Annotated in this window: 14 protein-coding genes; 6 read left to right on the forward strand and 8 right to left on the reverse strand. The window is 64.9% G+C overall.

What is annotated here, in order from left to right; translation table 11 throughout:
- Positions 1 to 559 precede the first annotated feature (559 nt).
- From IVB54_RS02370 to IVB54_RS02390, 5 genes are all read left to right on the forward strand, one after another.
- Entirely contained in the window at positions 560 to 1,369 is an 810-nt protein-coding gene (locus IVB54_RS02370; protein ID WP_085384094.1) for a DUF3108 domain-containing protein, read from the forward strand.
- A gap of 677 nt (positions 1,370 to 2,046) precedes the next feature.
- Entirely contained in the window at positions 2,047 to 5,463 is a 3,417-nt protein-coding gene (locus tag IVB54_RS02375) for a helicase-related protein (protein ID WP_247777057.1), read from the forward strand.
- Positions 5,464 to 5,485: 22 nt separating this feature from the next.
- Positions 5,486 to 5,755 carry an RNA-binding S4 domain-containing protein gene (locus IVB54_RS02380; protein ID WP_083926310.1) on the forward strand — a complete coding sequence of 90 codons (270 nt, stop codon included), beginning with the start codon at positions 5,486 to 5,488 and terminating at the stop codon, positions 5,753 to 5,755.
- A 132-nt stretch (positions 5,756 to 5,887) separates the two neighbouring features.
- Entirely contained in the window at positions 5,888 to 6,226 is a 339-nt protein-coding gene (fdxA, locus tag IVB54_RS02385) for a ferredoxin FdxA (protein WP_018452948.1), read from the forward strand.
- A 343-nt stretch (positions 6,227 to 6,569) separates the two neighbouring features.
- Positions 6,570 to 7,409 (forward strand): CarD family transcriptional regulator, encoded by an 840-nt coding sequence (locus tag IVB54_RS02390; protein WP_247360829.1) that lies wholly within the window; start codon positions 6,570 to 6,572, stop codon positions 7,407 to 7,409.
- Positions 7,410 to 7,544: 135 nt separating this feature from the next.
- On the opposite strand, the gene IVB54_RS02395 is transcribed toward IVB54_RS02390, so the two are convergent.
- On the reverse strand, positions 7,545 to 7,916 hold the full coding sequence (locus IVB54_RS02395) for a helix-turn-helix domain-containing protein (RefSeq protein WP_018452950.1): 372 nt from the start codon (positions 7,914 to 7,916) through the stop codon (positions 7,545 to 7,547).
- Between the two features lie 109 nt (positions 7,917 to 8,025).
- Between IVB54_RS02395 and IVB54_RS02400 the strand changes: the two genes are divergently transcribed.
- Positions 8,026 to 8,736 (forward strand): glutathione S-transferase family protein, encoded by a 711-nt coding sequence (locus IVB54_RS02400; protein ID WP_247777058.1) that lies wholly within the window; start codon positions 8,026 to 8,028, stop codon positions 8,734 to 8,736.
- Positions 8,737 to 8,773: 37 nt separating this feature from the next.
- Here the strand turns inward: IVB54_RS02400 and IVB54_RS02405 are convergent, their stop codons facing one another.
- The 7 genes from IVB54_RS02405 to cyoA are packed head-to-tail and all read right to left on the reverse strand — an operon-like array spanning position 8,774 to position 15,687.
- Positions 8,774 to 9,307 (reverse strand): response regulator transcription factor, encoded by a 534-nt coding sequence (locus IVB54_RS02405; RefSeq protein WP_018452952.1) that lies wholly within the window; start codon positions 9,305 to 9,307, stop codon positions 8,774 to 8,776.
- Positions 9,297 to 10,676 carry an ATP-binding protein gene (locus IVB54_RS02410; RefSeq protein ID WP_247360832.1) on the reverse strand — a complete coding sequence of 460 codons (1,380 nt, stop codon included), beginning with the start codon at positions 10,674 to 10,676 and terminating at the stop codon, positions 9,297 to 9,299. The genes IVB54_RS02405 and IVB54_RS02410 overlap by 11 nt, the downstream gene beginning before the upstream one ends.
- A complete protein-coding gene (locus IVB54_RS02415) occupies positions 10,648 to 11,508 on the reverse strand; it encodes an SURF1 family protein (protein WP_247360833.1) in 861 nt (286 codons plus the stop codon). Before IVB54_RS02415 ends, IVB54_RS02410 begins: the two co-directional genes overlap by 29 nt.
- Positions 11,505 to 11,891, reverse strand: coding sequence for a cytochrome o ubiquinol oxidase subunit IV (gene cyoD / locus IVB54_RS02420; protein WP_085351630.1), 387 nt, complete (start codon positions 11,889 to 11,891; stop codon positions 11,505 to 11,507). The genes IVB54_RS02415 and cyoD overlap by 4 nt, the downstream gene beginning before the upstream one ends.
- Positions 11,888 to 12,517, reverse strand: coding sequence for a cytochrome o ubiquinol oxidase subunit III (gene cyoC / locus IVB54_RS02425; RefSeq protein WP_085351629.1), 630 nt, complete (start codon positions 12,515 to 12,517; stop codon positions 11,888 to 11,890). Before cyoC ends, cyoD begins: the two co-directional genes overlap by 4 nt.
- A complete protein-coding gene (gene cyoB / locus IVB54_RS02430) occupies positions 12,518 to 14,515 on the reverse strand; it encodes a cytochrome o ubiquinol oxidase subunit I (RefSeq protein WP_018452957.1) in 1,998 nt (665 codons plus the stop codon).
- 11 nt (positions 14,516 to 14,526) lie between these two features.
- Entirely contained in the window at positions 14,527 to 15,687 is a 1,161-nt protein-coding gene (gene cyoA, locus IVB54_RS02435; protein ID WP_027567955.1) for a ubiquinol oxidase subunit II, read from the reverse strand.
- Positions 15,688 to 15,693: the final 6 nt, after the last annotated feature.

The raw sequence follows: 15,693 nt of genomic DNA on the forward strand, positions 1-15,693 counted from the left end.
GGGCAAATTCTCTGTCCTTGCAGGGAGCGGGCGGACGTATAGGGGGGAAGCGGCGGGACGTCAAGGTTTTGGGGCGGGTTTCGTGCTCCAAGCTAGCTGTCATCGCCCGGCTCGCCGCCTTCGCTGAAGCTTCGGCGGGCCGAGCACCGGTGTGGGCCTCGGCGTAGCCTTGGCGGAGCCGGGACCGGGCGATCCAGTATTCCAGAGGCGGTACGGCTGACCAGAGGGGCCGCGGCGTACTGGATGCCCCGCCTTCGCGGGGCATGACGCGGTGGAGGTGGCGGGGTGAGGTGCGCTTTTCAGTCCCACCCCGATCATCAAAACGGCAATGATTATCGCGCCTTACCATCACATAAAGGGCGTATTCGCGCCCGAAAAGTCCGGTGGAGTTCCGGACGCCGACAGGCCCGGACGCATTGCTTGGCGCGGTATTTGGCTTAAGTAACAACCGTTCGCGCCCCGATTGGATTGTTTCGTGCTCACAACGCCTCATCTTGCGCCCGGCCTGCGCTCAGCGGAGCGGCGCGCAAGCCATCCGCGCCCTGCCGGCCGCTGGGTCATGGCGGCCCTTGGCGGGCTGGTTTTGGCGTGGGCGGCGGAGCCCGCGGCGGCACAGGGCAAGCTCGAGGCGCAATACGAGGCGACGCTGGCGGGCATTCCGGTCGGCAAGGGCGCCTGGAATATCGACATCCAGGACGACGTGTTCGCGGCCGCGGCCTCCGGCGGCACCTCGGGGCTTTTGAAATCGTTCGCGGGCGGGTCGGGCACCGGCGCCTCGCAGGGCCGCGTGGTCAACGGCGCGCTGGTCGCGACCGGCTATCAGGCCTCCACCACCACCTCGAAGAAGACCGAAGAGATCCGCATCACGCTCGACAAGGGCAATGTGAAGGATTTTGCCATCCTGCCGGAGCCGCCGGTCGATCCCGACCGCATCGTCGTCACCGACGCGCATCGCCGCGGCGTCTGGGACCCGATGACGGCCTCGCTGGTGCGCGTATCCGGCACCGGCGACGTGCTGTCGGCGGACGCCTGCCACGGCAGCGCCGCCGTGTTCGACGGCCGCATGCGCTACGAGCTCAAGCTCGATTTCAAGCGCATGGAGAACGTGAAGGCGGAGAAGGGCTATCACGGCCAGGTCGTGGTCTGCTCGCTCTATTTCGTGCCCATCGCCGGCTACATCCCCGACCGTCCCGTGATCAAATATCTCGCCGCCCAGCGCAACATCGAGGTCGCGTTCGCGCCGATCGCGGGCACGCGCATCCTGGTCCCGTTCTGGCTGAAAGTGCCGACCCCGCTCGGGCCGGCCATGCTGGAAGCCACCTCCTTCATCACCAGCGCCCAGCCGCCCAAGGTCGCGAAGACGCAGTAGGGCTGGGTGCCGTAGCCCCGCTGCCGTAGCCCGGATGGAGCGCAGCGTAATCCGGGGTTCTTTGCTTCGGCCCCCGCATTGCGCTCCGCTCCATGCGGGCTACGGACCTCCCTTTTGGTGAAAATAAACATCAATGATTTCAACAACATCCCTACTGTGCATGGGGTTGTTTTCGCGCATTTTGTTTGGAGGGGGTCGAGAACCGGGAATCCATTTGACTCCTCCCCGATTCTGATTCGACTCCGCGCCGTCCCCAGCTTTAACGAATCCGCCATCTCAACGTCGCTTGTGCGGCAGGCCAAAACTCCATCTAGTGCGACCCAACAAGCCTCCCGCGACATCTTGCGTGAACGGAACAGGACTCAAGGGGGAGTCAGCGATTCGGCCGCGATTCGTTCTCAACTCGTTCCGAAGCTTAAAGCCAACGGGAAAAGCGTCGCAAAGTGAGACAGTTGCGCTGGGTTCAAGGAGAAGCGCCGCATTCTCCGCCGTCATGCCCCGGCTTGACCGGGGCATCCAGTACGCCGCGCCCTCTCGGTTTGATCTGCGCCGCCTCTGGAATACTGGATCGCCCGGTCGAGCCGGGCGAGGACAGCAGTGTGTGAGGCGAGCCCTTCGCGCCACCGCCCCAAAACAGCACTGACATTCGCCCCAATCGCCATTACCTAATCCCCCAGATGCCTTTTTCCTCCTCCCCCTTCGCTTCCGAGCGGCTTCCCGGCGCCGGCGTCACTGCGGTGCTTGGTCCCACCAACACCGGCAAGACCCATCTCGCCATCGAGCGGATGCTCGCGCATCCCTCCGGCATGATCGGGCTGCCGCTGCGCCTGCTGGCGCGCGAGGTCTACAACAAGATCGCCGCGCGGGTCGGCCCCGATACCGTCGCGCTCGTGACCGGCGAGGAGAAGATCAAGCCGAAAGCGCCGCGCTATTGGGTCTCGACCGTCGAGGCGATGCCGCGGGATCTCGACGTCTCGTTCCTCGCCGTCGACGAGGTGCAGATCGCGTCTGATCTCGAACGCGGCCACGTCTTCACCGATCGCATCCTCAATCGCCGCGGCCGCGACGAGACGCTGCTGCTCGGCGCAGCGACCATGCGTCCGATCATCGAGCGGCTGCTGCCGGGCGTCTCCATGATCACGCGGCCGCGCTTGTCGCAGCTGGAATTCGCGGGTGATCGCAAGATCACGCGGCAGCCGCGCCGCACCGCCATCGTCGCCTTCTCGGCCGACGAGGTCTACGCCATCGCCGAGCTGATCCGCCGCCAGCATGGCGGCGCCGCGGTGGTGCTGGGCTCGCTGTCGCCGCGCACCCGCAACGCGCAGGTCGCGATGTTCCAGAACGGCGAGGTCGATTACCTCGTCGCCACCGACGCCGTCGGCATGGGCCTCAATCTCGACGTCGACCACGTCGCCTTTGCCTCCGACCGCAAGTACGACGGCTACCAGTTCCGCCGGCTGACGCCGTCCGAATTCGCCCAGATCGCCGGCCGCGCCGGCCGCGCCACCCGCAACGGCACCTTCGGCACCACCGGTCGCTGCGCGCCGTTCGAGCCCGAGCTCGTCAATGCGCTGCAGAACCACACCTTCGATCCGGTGAAGGTTTTGCAATGGCGCAATTCGAAGCTGGATTTCGCTTCCCTCGGCGCGCTCCAGGTGTCGCTGAACCTGGCCCCCGGCCACGACGCGCTGACGCGTGCGCCGATTGCCGAGGACATGCGCGTGCTCGACCATGCCGCCCGCGACGCCGAGGTGCGCGACGTCGCGCATGGCAAGGACGCGGTGGAACGGCTGTGGGAGGCCTGCCAGGTCCCGGATTATCGAAAGCTGTCGCCGGCCGCCCATGCCGAGCTGGTGACGACGCTGTACGGCTTCCTGATGCGGAAGGGATGCATCCCCGACGCCTGGTTCAGGACCCAGATCGACCAGGCCGACCGCGTCGACGGCGATATCGACACGCTGTCGGCCCGGATCGCGCAGATTCGCACCTGGACCTTCGTCGCCAACCGCCCTGACTGGCTGAAAGACCCCGAACGCTGGCAGGGGATCGCCCGCGAGGTCGAAAATAAATTATCGGATGCGCTCCATGAACGCTTGACTGAGCGTTTCGTTGATCGCCGGACCAGTGTATTGATGCGCCGCCTGCGGGAGAACACGAGCTTGAATACGGAAATCGGCAAGACCGGCGAAGTCATCGTCGAAGGCCATGTCATCGGCCGCCTCGATGGCTTCACCTTTGCACCGGATGCGGCGGAAGCCGGCTCCGATGCGAAAGCGTTGCAGGCTGCAGCGCAGGCCGTGCTCGCCGGCGAGATCAACGCGCGCGCCGAAAAACTGGGCAACGCACCGGACGAGCAGTTCGTGCTGACCTCGGAAGGCATGATCCGCTGGACCGGCGACGCCGTGGCGCGGCTGTCTGCCGCAGAGGAAGCGCTGCATCCGCGCATCCGCATCATCTCCGACGAACGCCTCACGGGCGCCCCCCGCGACAAGGTGCAGGCGCGGCTCGAGCTCTGGCTCAAGACGCATATCGAAAAGCTGCTCGGGCCGCTGTTCGAGCTCAGCAAGGCCGAGGACGTCACCGGCATCGCCCGCGGCATCGCCTATCAGCTCGTCGAGGCGCTCGGCGTGCTGGAGCGCCCGAAGATCGCCAACGAGCTGAAGGATCTCGACCAGCCCTCGCGCGCGACCTTGCGCAAATACGGCGTCCGCTTCGGCGCCTATCACCTCTATTTCCCCGGCCTGCTCAAGCCGGCCGGGCGTGCGCTGGCCGCGCTGCTCTGGGCGCTGAAGCAGGACAATGTCGATCCCTCCGCGCTGTCGGGCGCGCAGCATCTGGCAAGCTCCGGCCGCACCTCGTTCCCGGTCGACAAGCAGCTGCCGCGCGATGCCTATCGCGTGCTCGGCTACAAGCAGGCCGGCGAGCGCGCCGTGCGCGTCGATATCCTCGAGCGCCTGGCCGATCTGATCCGTCCGGCGCTGGCCTGGCGCGAGAACGCGTCTGGCGAAAAGCCCGCCGGGGCATTCGACGGCCGCAGCTTTGTGGTGACGCAGGCGATGACCTCGCTCACCGGCTCCGCCGGCGAAGACTTTGCCTCCGTGCTGCGTGCGCTCGGCTATCGCATGGACAAGCGCCCGCCGCTGCCGGCGAAGCCCGCCGCGGCTGTTGTCGAGACGCCTATTGCTGACGCGCCTGTTGCTGAAGCCTCCAGCGAAGAGACGCCCGCAACCGAAACGCCGGTCGAGGACGCCGCAACCCCTGCGGATGCCGCGATCGAAGCCGCTGCCGAGCCTGTGACCGTCGAAGACGCGCCCGGGATGGAGCAGCACGACGAGCCCGCGCATGACGAGCCGGCGCTCGAAGCTTCCGTCACGCCGGAAGACGCTCCCGGCATCGCGCCACCTGCGGAAGAGCCTGTTGCCCCCGCTGAAGCAGTCGAAACCGCACCTGCCGAAACCGCGCCTGCAGAGACCGCTGCAACTGAAGCCGCTGCGTCGGCCGATGCGGCAGCGCCCGTGGAAGCCGCGGCGACGCCCGCCGAGCCCGAGCTCATCGAGGTCTGGCGTCCCGCGGGCCGTCACGATGATCGCAAGCCGCGCCACGAGCGCCATCGCAACCAGCGTCATCACCAGCCGCGTCCACAGGCGGGCGCTGATGCCGGCGCTGCGCCTGCCGAAGGCGAAGCCCAGCCTGCCGCCGACGGCGAGAAGCGCGGTGAGCGCCATCGCCATGGCGGCGGTCATCGTCGAGATGGTGGCAGGGACTTCCGCAAGCCGCGAGAAGGTAGCGCCGAAGCTGCGCCGCGTCCCGAGGGCCGCGACGACAAGAACCGCCGCTTCGAGGGCAAAAATGGCGGCAACAAGGACCGCGACAACAAGGACCGCAACAAGGGCAAGTTCGGCGGCGATCGCGACAAGGGCCGCGATAACCGTGGCCGCGACCGCGACAAGGGCCGCGACCGCCAGGGCGGACCGTCGCTGCGTCCCTACGCATCGAGCGCCACCCCGCGCGAGCGCGATCGTCCGGTCGATCCGAACTCGCCGTTCGCGAAGCTCGCTGCGCTGAAGGAGCAGCTGTCCGGGCGTAAGGAGTGAGCCCACGACCGAGCGGCAGCGCATCGACAAATGGCTGTGGCACGCGCGGGTGGTGAAGGCGCGCACCTCCGCGGCCGCGCTTGTCGAGTCCGGCCATGTTCGCGTCAACGGTGCACGCGAGAAATCGCCGGGGCATGCGATCAAGATCGGCGACGTGCTCACCATCGCGCTCGATCGCACCGTGCGCGTCTTGAAAGTCATCGCCTTCAACGAGCGCCGCGGCGACGCCGCCTCGGCCCGTGTGCTCTACGAAGAGCTCGGTGAAGGCCCGCCAAGTTCTCAGCGCAATTAATTGCGCTTTGAATTCATTTCTTGGTCGATCAAGCGCATAAAGCCGTCATGATCGGCCGTTCCTGAGCTTGCGGCGCCGGGCCATCCGCGCTACGCAAGCCGCGACTTTTAAAAGAGCTTTTCGGAGCGTTGGATGACTTACGTCGTCACTGAAGCGTGCATCAAGTGCAAGTACACCGACTGCGTCGAGGTCTGCCCGGTCGACTGTTTCTATGAGGGCGAGAACATGCTCGTCATCCATCCTGACGAGTGCATCGACTGCGGCGTGTGCGAGCCGGAATGCCCCGCCGATGCCATCAAGCCGGACACGGAACCGGGCCTGGAAAAGTGGCTCACGGTCAACGCCGACTACGCCAAGAGCTGGCCGAACATCACCCAGAAGAAAGAATCACCCGACGACGCCAAGGATTTCGACGGCATGGAGGGCAAGTTCGACAAGTATTTCTCGCCGAACCCCGGCTCCGGCGACTAATTCGGGCCAAACTTAACCCTATTAGCGGCCTTACCGCCGAAAACCAGCCCTTAACACCCCTAAATCATTGATTTTTGCGGGAAATGTGCTATATTGGGCACATTGAGCCGAACCCTGGTTAGCCCCGTCGGCCCCTTGGGTTCCCGTGAAACCAAATGTCGAACAGGGGCGTGGCAGTTTCCGCGCGCAGGCTGTGTCACAGAAAACGCGTAAAAAGAGTACTTCAGCGAAGGCTTCCCATAAGGACGCCAAGAAAGTCGCCGCGGCCAGCCGTAGCGCATCCAAGGGTCGGACCGCGACGAAGGCGCCGGCTGCAAAGTCCTCGAAGAACAAAAGAAGCGCAATGCCTAACAAGACTGCCAAGCCGGCCGCGAAAGCGACCGTTGCCAAGCCTGTTGCCGCCAAGCCTGCCGCCAAGCCCGCTGTTGCCAAGGCTCCCGCTGCCAAGGCTCCCGCTGCCAAGCCCGCCGCAAAGGCTCCTGTTGCTGCTGCTCCTGCCAAGGCCCCTGTTGCTGCCGCCAAGCCGGCCGTGAAGCCCGCGGCTGTTGCGCCGAAGGTCGAGGAAAAGAAGGTTGTGACCCAGCGTCAGGGCTTCAAGGCCAACGAATTCGTCGTCTATCCCGCTCACGGCGTCGGCCAGATTCTGGCCATCGAGGAGCAGGAGATCGCCGGCGCGAAGCTCGAGCTGTTCGTCATCAACTTCATCAAGGACAAGATGACGCTGCGCGTGCCGACCGCCAAGGTCGCCAATGTCGGCATGCGCAAGCTCTCCGACCCCGCGCTGGTGAAGCGTGCGCTCGAGACCCTCAAGGGCCGTGCCCGCGTCAAGCGCACCATGTGGTCGCGCCGCGCCCAGGAATACGAAGCGAAGATCAATTCGGGCGACATCGTCGCTATCGCGGAAGTCGTGCGCGACCTCTATCGCTCCGAGTCGCAGCCCGAGCAGTCCTACAGCGAACGCCAGCTCTATGAAGCAGCGCTCGACCGTCTCTCCCGCGAGATCGCGGTGGTGCAGCACTCGACCGAGACCGAAGCGGTCAAGGAGATCGAGGCCCAGCTCGCCAAGAGCCCGCGCCGCACTGGCGCCAAGTCCGAAGCCGCCGAAGGCGAGGCCGATGCGGACGCCGAGGGCGATAGCGACGAGACCGAGGGCGGCGCCACGGTCGCCGACGAGGCCGCGTAAACGTCTCGCGCGTCGAACGCAACAGATCAAAGCCCGGCCTTACGGCCGGGCTTTTTGTTTTGGAGACGCTGACCGCCCCGGTTCGGGGACGTCAGCGGGCGGAATTGCTTTGAGCCTATGCGGTCCTGAGCAGGATCAAACCCGCGATGCGCTTCCCGAAGCGCCGCGCCCGGTCTCGCGGTCGTCTCCGCGCGCGTCAGTCGCAACCGTCGACCACCAGGCGCCCAACGCATCGATCAACGGCACCAAGGTGTGGCCGGCGGCGGTCAGATCGTACTCGACCCTCAACGGGTATCCGTCGAATTCCGTGCGGGTCACGATACCGGCGTCCTCCAGCTTGCGAAGCTCGAGGGCGAGCATCCTGTGCGAGATGGTCGGATTGTCCCGACGCAAGTCGCTGAACCGTTTGGTGCCCTGTTTCAAATAGTAGATCAGAAGCGTAGGCCACCGGCCGCTCAGGATCTGCATCACTTCCTCGATGGGACATCTCGAAACGAGGTCTTTCATCGGCGGACTCCAGGTTACAAAAATGTTCGCAATTTACTTGATGGAGCGAGCGACTAGGGTTCGGGACCGCTGCGCAGCGTGATCATCAGAAATCACGGAGAATAGATCGATGGATCCAATCCTACTCTACGGCTTCCCGATGGGAAGCTCCATGGGGCTCGTTGCAGCTCTTGAATGGCTTGGCAGGCCATATCGCCTGTGTCGCGTCGACATGCTGGGCGAGATGCTGAGCCCGTCATACGCCGGGATCAATCCGCGACACGAGACACCTGCACTCATCACGGACCGGGGCGATGTGCTGACGGAAACCATGGCGATCGCGGCTTGGCTCGAAGCCAGGGATACCGAACGGCGCATCAGCTTTGATCCGTTGTCGCCGCAAGCCGATCGCATGCACCAGCTGATGGCGTTCGTGAATACCGGCTTTACCGGCGCCTTCGCGCCGCTTTGGGTCGCAATGGAAGGCGTGGCGATGGACGACGCCATGCGTTCGGCCTTGCGGGAGTTCGGAAGGAGAAAGGTGATCGAACGCCACGACAAGCTCGAAGGCATGATCGAGCCGGCAAGGTTCCTGCTCGCCGACCGGCCGACCGTCGCGGACGCCTTGCTGGCAGGTGTGGCGCGCTGGCTCGACTTCCACGCTGTCGCGGACAGGAGCCGCTGGCCAAAGCTGGCCGCGCTGCGCCAACAACTCGAGGCCGATCCCGGGGTCATCTACGCCACCGCCGTGGAGAGCGGCAGCAATGATCCGGGAACAGGATCCTGCGCAGGCCATACCGCCCTGGCCGACGTCATCGCGCGATATGGCAAGCAAGCCTAACCAGTGGAGAGGAGGAGCGGCTTCGATCCGCTCCTCCTCACTTCACCGGCCGCTTCTCGAGCTTCCGCGCCAGCGTCCGCCGATGCATCCCGAGCCGCCTTGCGGCTTCCGAGATGTTGAAATCGGTTTCGATCAGGGTCTGGTGGATGCGTTCCCACTCCAGCGTCTTAATCGATGTCGGCCGGGCGTCGAGCGCGACCTCGGCATTGCCTGCGGCCTTGTTGAAGGCGGCCTCGATGTCGTCGGTGTTCGACGGCTTTGCCAGATAGTGGCATGCGCCGAGCTTGATGGCCTCGACGGCGGTGGAGATGCTGGCAAAGCCCGTCAGCACCACGATCAGCATCTCCGGATCGTGCGTGTGCAAGAGCTCCACGCAGGCCAGTCCCGAGGCGCCGCCGAGCTTGAGGTCGACGACGGCATAGCCGAACGATCGCTCCTCCAGGACTTTCCGCACGTCCTCGATCGAGGCGGCGAGCACGACCTCGTAGTCGCGGCGCTCGAACGAACGCTTCAGGGTGCGGGCGAAGCCGGCATCGTCCTCGACGACGACGAGCGAACGATCAGGCGTCAAAGCTGCCTCCGATCGCGAGCGTTGCGAGCGGCAGCGTGAGGCGGACCGTAGCGCCGCGCTTCCTGTGGTTCTCGGCGGTCACGCTGCCCCCTAACTTGCGCACCACGTTCACCACCAGGAACAGGCCGAGCCCGCCGCCGGCGCGGCCCTTGCTCGATTGATAGGGCTTTCCGAGCTGTGCCAGCATCTCCGGCGCAAAGCCGGGGCCGCGATCGCTGATCGACAGCACGAGATGATCGCCCTCGCGCCCGGCAACGAGCTCGACCCAGTCGCGCGAGACCTCGTAGGCGTTGTCGAGCACGTTGAAGATCACCTGCTTCAGCGCGACGTCCGAGACGATTGCGACGTCTTCGCCGAAAGTGTTGACGAAATACAACGTGCGCGCCGAGCGCGCGTCGCGCCACTCTTCCACGAGCGCGGTGACGAAAGCCGCCACCGTCGTCGGCGACGATCCCTCGCCGCGGGCTTCGCCCGCCGACACCAGAATGCCTGTCACGATCGACTTGCAGCGTTGCAGCGAGGTCTCCATCTCCTCGAGGTCCTCGGCCAGCTCCTGATCGGCGGCGAGGTCGGGCATGCGGCGCCAGTCGCCGAGGATGACCGAGAGCGAGGCGAGCGGCGTGCCGAGCTCGTGAGCCGCGCCGGAGGCGAGCAGGCCCATGCGCACGATATGATCCTGCTCGGCGGCATGCTGGCGCAGCGCCGCCAGATGCGCGTCGCGCTCGCGCAAATTCCTGTTGATGCGGGTGACGAACACCACCAGCAGCACGGCGTTGAGCACGAAGCCCAGCAGCATGCCGGTAACCGTGAGGGTGTAGGTCTCGCTCAGCGGGTTCGGCGGCAGATCGAGCGGTCGGTAGGCGACGGTCAGCCAGACGAAGCTCGCGCAGGTCAAGGCGACCAGCGACCAGGTCGAGCGGCCATCGAGCAGCACCGCGCCCAGCGTCACCTGGAGCAGGAACAGCGAGGTGAAGGGATTGGTGGCGCCGCCGCTGAGGTAAAGCTGCGCGGTCAGCGCGGCGACGTCCAGCATCAGGGCGACCAGCAACTCATTGTTGGTGATCGCGGCGCGATGGCGCACCCAAACCAGGCTGGAGATGTTGAGAAATATCAGGGCGCCGATTACCGCCCCCATGCGGGTGAGGGGCAGGGGAATGCCGAGCCACACATGCACGCCGCCGATGGTCACGATCTGGCCGACCACTGCGGTCCAGCGCAGCTGGATCAGCAGCGCCATGTTCTTGCGGTTGGTCTCGTCGTCGGTTGGCGCTGTGCCGATCAGCTCGCTGCGCGCGTCCGCCTGCGATTGCAGCGTGACGGCGCCATGCGTTCGTCCGTCGTCAGGTGGGCTCGCCGATCGTTCCAGCATCTGATCCCGTCCTGCGGGCGACAGCATCGGGGCCGCCGGCCGCTTCGTGGACGAAGCCGCTCCAGGGCTCCTTGCGGCGGAACAGCCCGCCGCCGAATGTGACGAAAAGTCTGCCGGCCAGCATGAACGCCAGGGCAAACCACGTCAGCGCGTAGATCAGGTGGTTATTGGGAAAGCTGATCACGGTCAATCCGCCGATTGGGCCGTTGCCGGATTGTGATCGAGCGTCGGCATCGACGAAGAAGGGCGCGACGTGGTCGAGGCCGCGTGCCGCCGCAATCGCGGTGACATCCCGCGAGTACCAGCGATTGTGCTCAGGCACGTTGGTCCTGAGGAATCCGCCTTTTGGCTCCGTCACGCGCAACAGGCCGGTGATCTCGACCTGGCCTTGCGGATTGCCGTCCCGGCGCGTCGAGGCGTCGCGCCGCTCGGGCGGCACCAAGCCGCGGTTGACCAGGACCAGCGTGCCGTCGTCGCGCCTGAGCGGCGTCAGCACCCAATAGCCCGGGCCTTCTTCGGTGACGGCCTGAACCAGCGTCTCGCGGTCATGCAGGAAATGGCCGGAGACGCTGACGTGCCTGTATTCGTCGTTCGCGGCGGAGACGGTCGGCCATGCCGCCGGCGAGGGGATCGGCTGGGCCGGGGCATGAACGCGCTGCTCGACGCGATCGATCAGCGCCAGCTTCCAGGCGCGGCGCTCGATCTGCCAGACGCCGAGCGCGATCAGAAGCGCAAAGGCCGTGAGCGAGAGGATCGTGAGCCACAAGGGCGGGCGCGCTGCGTTGCTGCGCGTCCCGTTTGCCTCGCTCGTCACGGTCCGGGTCTCGTTCATTTCATCCCGGTCATCTGGTGGATCGGCATCATGTTGCTGTTGAGGTGGTTCATCACCCACAGCGAACCCGACAGGGCGATCACCACCATGACGATGGTGAAGATCAGCGCCATCATGCTCCAGCCGTTCTCTGACGTCGTGTTCATGTGCAGGAAGTAGATCATGTGCACGATGATCTGCACGACCGCGAAGGCCATGATCACCAGCGCGGTGATCTGCTTGCTCGGAAGCGCGCCGCTCATCACCAGCCAGAACGGGATCGCGGTGAGCACGACCGAGAGCACGAAGCCGAGCATATAGGTCGAGAACGAGCCGTGGGCATTGGCGTGGCTGTCGCCGTGATGATGATCGTCCGCGTGGGCGGCGTGAGTATCGGTGTTCATCGCAGAACTCCCAGGAGATAGACGAAGGTGAAGACGCCGATCCAGACCACGTCCAGGAAGTGCCAGAACATCGACAGGCACATCAGGCGGCGGCGATTGGCCTCGATCAGGCCGAACTTCCAGACCTGCACCATCAGGGTCACCAGCCAGATCAGGCCACAGCTGACGTGCAGGCCATGGGTGCCGACCAGGGTGAAGAAGGCGGACAGGAAAGCACTACGCTGCGGCGTCGCGCCCTCATGGATCATGTGGGCGAACTCGGACAGCTCGATGCCGATGAATGCGGCTCCGAACAGGCCGGTGATCGCCAGCCAGATCTGGGTCTGCGCGATCTTGTTCTGCTGCATCGTCAGCATGGCAAAACCATACGTGATCGACGACAGCAGTAGCATCGAGGTGTTGACCGCGACCAGCGGCAGCTCGAACAGATCCTTCGGCGCCGGGCCGGCGGCGTAATTGCTGCCGAGCACGCCGAAAGTGGCGAACAGGATCGCGAAGATGAGACAGTCGCTCATCAGATAGATCCAGAAGCCGAGCGAGGTGCTGTAGCCTTCCGGATGCGGGTGTTCGTCGGCGAGGTAGAAGACCGGCTCGCCGGTTTGCGTGGGATTGACAGCGACAGTCATTTACTTGGCTCCGGCGAGCAGCTTGGTGCGCGCGTCTTCGGCCCGGATGACGTCCTCGGCCGGAATATCGAAATCGCGGTGATAGTTGAAGGTGTGACCGATGCCGACGGCGAGCATCGCGATGAAGCTCGCGGCCGCCAGCCACCAGATGTACCAGATCAGGCCGAATCCCATCGCGGTGGCGAAGCCGGCGAGGATGATGCCGGTGCCGGTGCTGCTCGGCATGTGGATCGGCTTGAACCCGGTGAGCGGGCGCTGATAACCGCGCTTCTTCATGTCCCACCACGCGTCGTTGTCGTGAGCGACGGGGGTGAAGGCGAAGTTGTAGGCCGGCGGCGGCGAGGAGGTCGCCCATTCCAGCGTGCGCGCGTCCCAGGGATCGCCGGTGACGTCCTTGAGCTGCTCGCGCCTGAGGAAGCTGACGGCGAACTGCATCAGCATCGAGAGGATGCCAAGGAAGACCAGGAAGGCGCCAATGCCGGCGACGATGAACCAGATCTGCAGGCTCGGGTCGTCGAACACACGGAGCCGGCGGGTCACGCCCATCAGTCCGAGCACATAGAGCGGCATGAAAGCGAGGTAGAAGCCCGTGACCCAGAACCAGAACGACAGCTTGCCCCAGAACGGGTCGAGCTTGAAGCCGAACGCCTTCGGGAACCAGTAGCCGATACCGGCGAACGCGCCGAACACGACGCCGCCGATGATTACGTTGTGGAAGTGCGCGATCAGGAACAGGCTGTTGTGCAGGACGAAGTCGGCCGGCGGCACCGCGAGCAGCACGCCGGTCATGCCGCCGAGCACGAAGGTCAGCATGAACGCGATCGTCCACATCATCGGCAGCTCGAAGCGGATGCGGCCGCGATACATCGTGAATAGCCAGTTGAACATCTTCGCGCCCGTCGGGATCGAGATGATCATCGTGGTGATGCCGAAGAAGGAGTTGACGCTGGCGCCCGACCCCATCGTGAAGAAGTGGTGCAGCCAGACTAGGTACGACAGGATGGTGATGACCACCGTGGCGTAGACCATCGAGGTGTAGCCGAACAGCCGCTTGCCCGAGAAGGTCGAGGTCACTTCCGAGAAGATGCCGAAGGCGGGGAGAACCAGGATGTAGACCTCGGGATGACCCCAGATCCAGATCAGGTTCACGTACATCATCGGGCTGCCGCCGAAATCGTTCGTGAAGAAGTTGGTGCCGACGTAGCGATCGAGCGAGAGCAGCGCGAGCACGACGGTCAGAACCGGGAAGGAAGCGACGATCAGCACGTTGGTGCAGAGCGCGGTCCAGGTGAACACCGGCATCCGCATCATGGTCATGCCGGGGCACCGCAGCTTGACGATGGTGCAGATCAGGTTGATGCCGGACAGTGTCGTTCCGACGCCCGCGACCTGTAGCCCCCATATGTAATAGTCGACGCCGACATCCGGACTGTAGCCGATGTTCGACAGCGGCGGATAAGCGAGCCAGCCGGTGCGGGCGAATTCGCCGATGAACAGCGAGGCCATCACCAGCACCGCGCCGCCGACCGTCATCCAGAAGCTGAAATTGTTCAGGAACGGGAACGACACGTCGCGCGCGCCGATCTGGAGCGGCACGACGAAGTTCATCAGGCCGGTGACCAGCGGCATCGCCACGAAGAAGATCATGATCACGCCGTGGGCGGTGAAGACCTGGTCGTAGTGATGGGCGTTGAGATAGCCCTCCGAGCCGCCGAAGGCGAGCGCCTGCTGCAACCGCATCATCAGCGCGTCGGCGAAGCCGCGCAGCAGCATCACGATGCCGAGGATCATGTACATGATGCCGATGCGCTTGTGGTCGACGCTGGTGAACCACTCGCTCCAGAGATAACCCCAGACGCGGAAATAGGTCAGGCCGGCGAGCATGATGAGGCCGCCGGTCGCCACCACGGCAAACGTGCCGACGACGATCGGCTCGTGCAGCGGCAGCGATTCGAAGGTGAGCCGGCCGAAGATGAGCTTGAGAAGATCAGGAGACATGCGGGATCTCTTTACGAATCTGACTTCGGACGTTGTCCGAGGAAGAAGGACGAGGACTTCAGCGGCGTGAAACTCGGCCGCTTCAGGCCGGCGCCGAGCAGCGGCGCGGTGTCGACAGGTGCCGTGATGGAAGCGGTGGTCCTGCCCTGCGGCGCATCGGGCGTGCAGGTGCCGGCGACGAAAGTCGGCTCCGGCCCAAGCGCGGTGCCGCGGCGGGCGTACTTGTCGTAGGCCAGCGGCAGGGTGTTGTTCAGACCCTCATGGCCGAGGCCCCCCTTGGCGTCGATCGCCATCATCTCGCTCTGGCACATCTTGCCGGTTTCGACGCACATGTTGAGGATCAGGCGGTAGAGATCGGAATCCACGGTACCGTAGCGCCGCACCGGCTCGTTCTGGCTGGGCTTTTCGAGCTGGAGATATTCGGCGCGGCCGAGCGAGCCGCCGCCGGACTTGGCGCTGGCGATCCAGGCGTCAAAGCCCTTGTCGTCGAGACCCTGGAAGTTGAAGTGCATGCCGGAGAAGCCGGCCCCGCTGTAGTTCGCCGAAAAGCCCCGGTAGGTGCCGGCGTGGTTCACGACGGCGTGGAGCTTGGTCTCCATGCCCGGCATTGCGTAGATCTGGCCGGCCAGCGCGGGGATGTAGAACGAGTTCATCACCGAGGACGCGGTGATGCGGAAGTTGATCGGACGATCGACCGGAGCTGCCAGATCGTTGACGGTGGCGATGCCGTAATCCGGATAGATAAAGAGCCACTTCCAGTCGAGCGCGACGACGTCGACCTCGAGCGGGGCCTTGGACTGGTCGACTGCGCGGTCGGCATGGATGCGGCCGAGCGTGCGATAGGGGTCGAGCAGGTGCGTGCCCATCCAGGTCAGCGCGCCAAGGCAAACAATGATCAGAAGCGGCGCCGACCAGATCACCAGCTCGAGGCTGGTCGAGTGGTCCCATTCCGGCTCGTAACGGGCGTCGGTGTTGGACTGGCGGTAGCGCCAGGCGAACAGCACCGTCAGCGCCATCACGGGCACGACAATCAGGAGCATTAGGACGGTGGAGATGATGACGAGGTCGCGCTGTTGCGCTGCGATATCGCCGGCCGGCGCCAGCACGACGTAGTTGCAGCCGCTGAGCGCAACCGCCAGGGGTAGCAGCGCCAGGATCTTGAAACGGGACACGGGCCG

The sequence above is a fragment of the Bradyrhizobium sp. CW1 genome (assembly GCF_023100665.1).
In the GTDB taxonomy this organism is placed as follows: Bacteria; Pseudomonadota; Alphaproteobacteria; order Rhizobiales; family Xanthobacteraceae; genus Bradyrhizobium; species Bradyrhizobium canariense_D.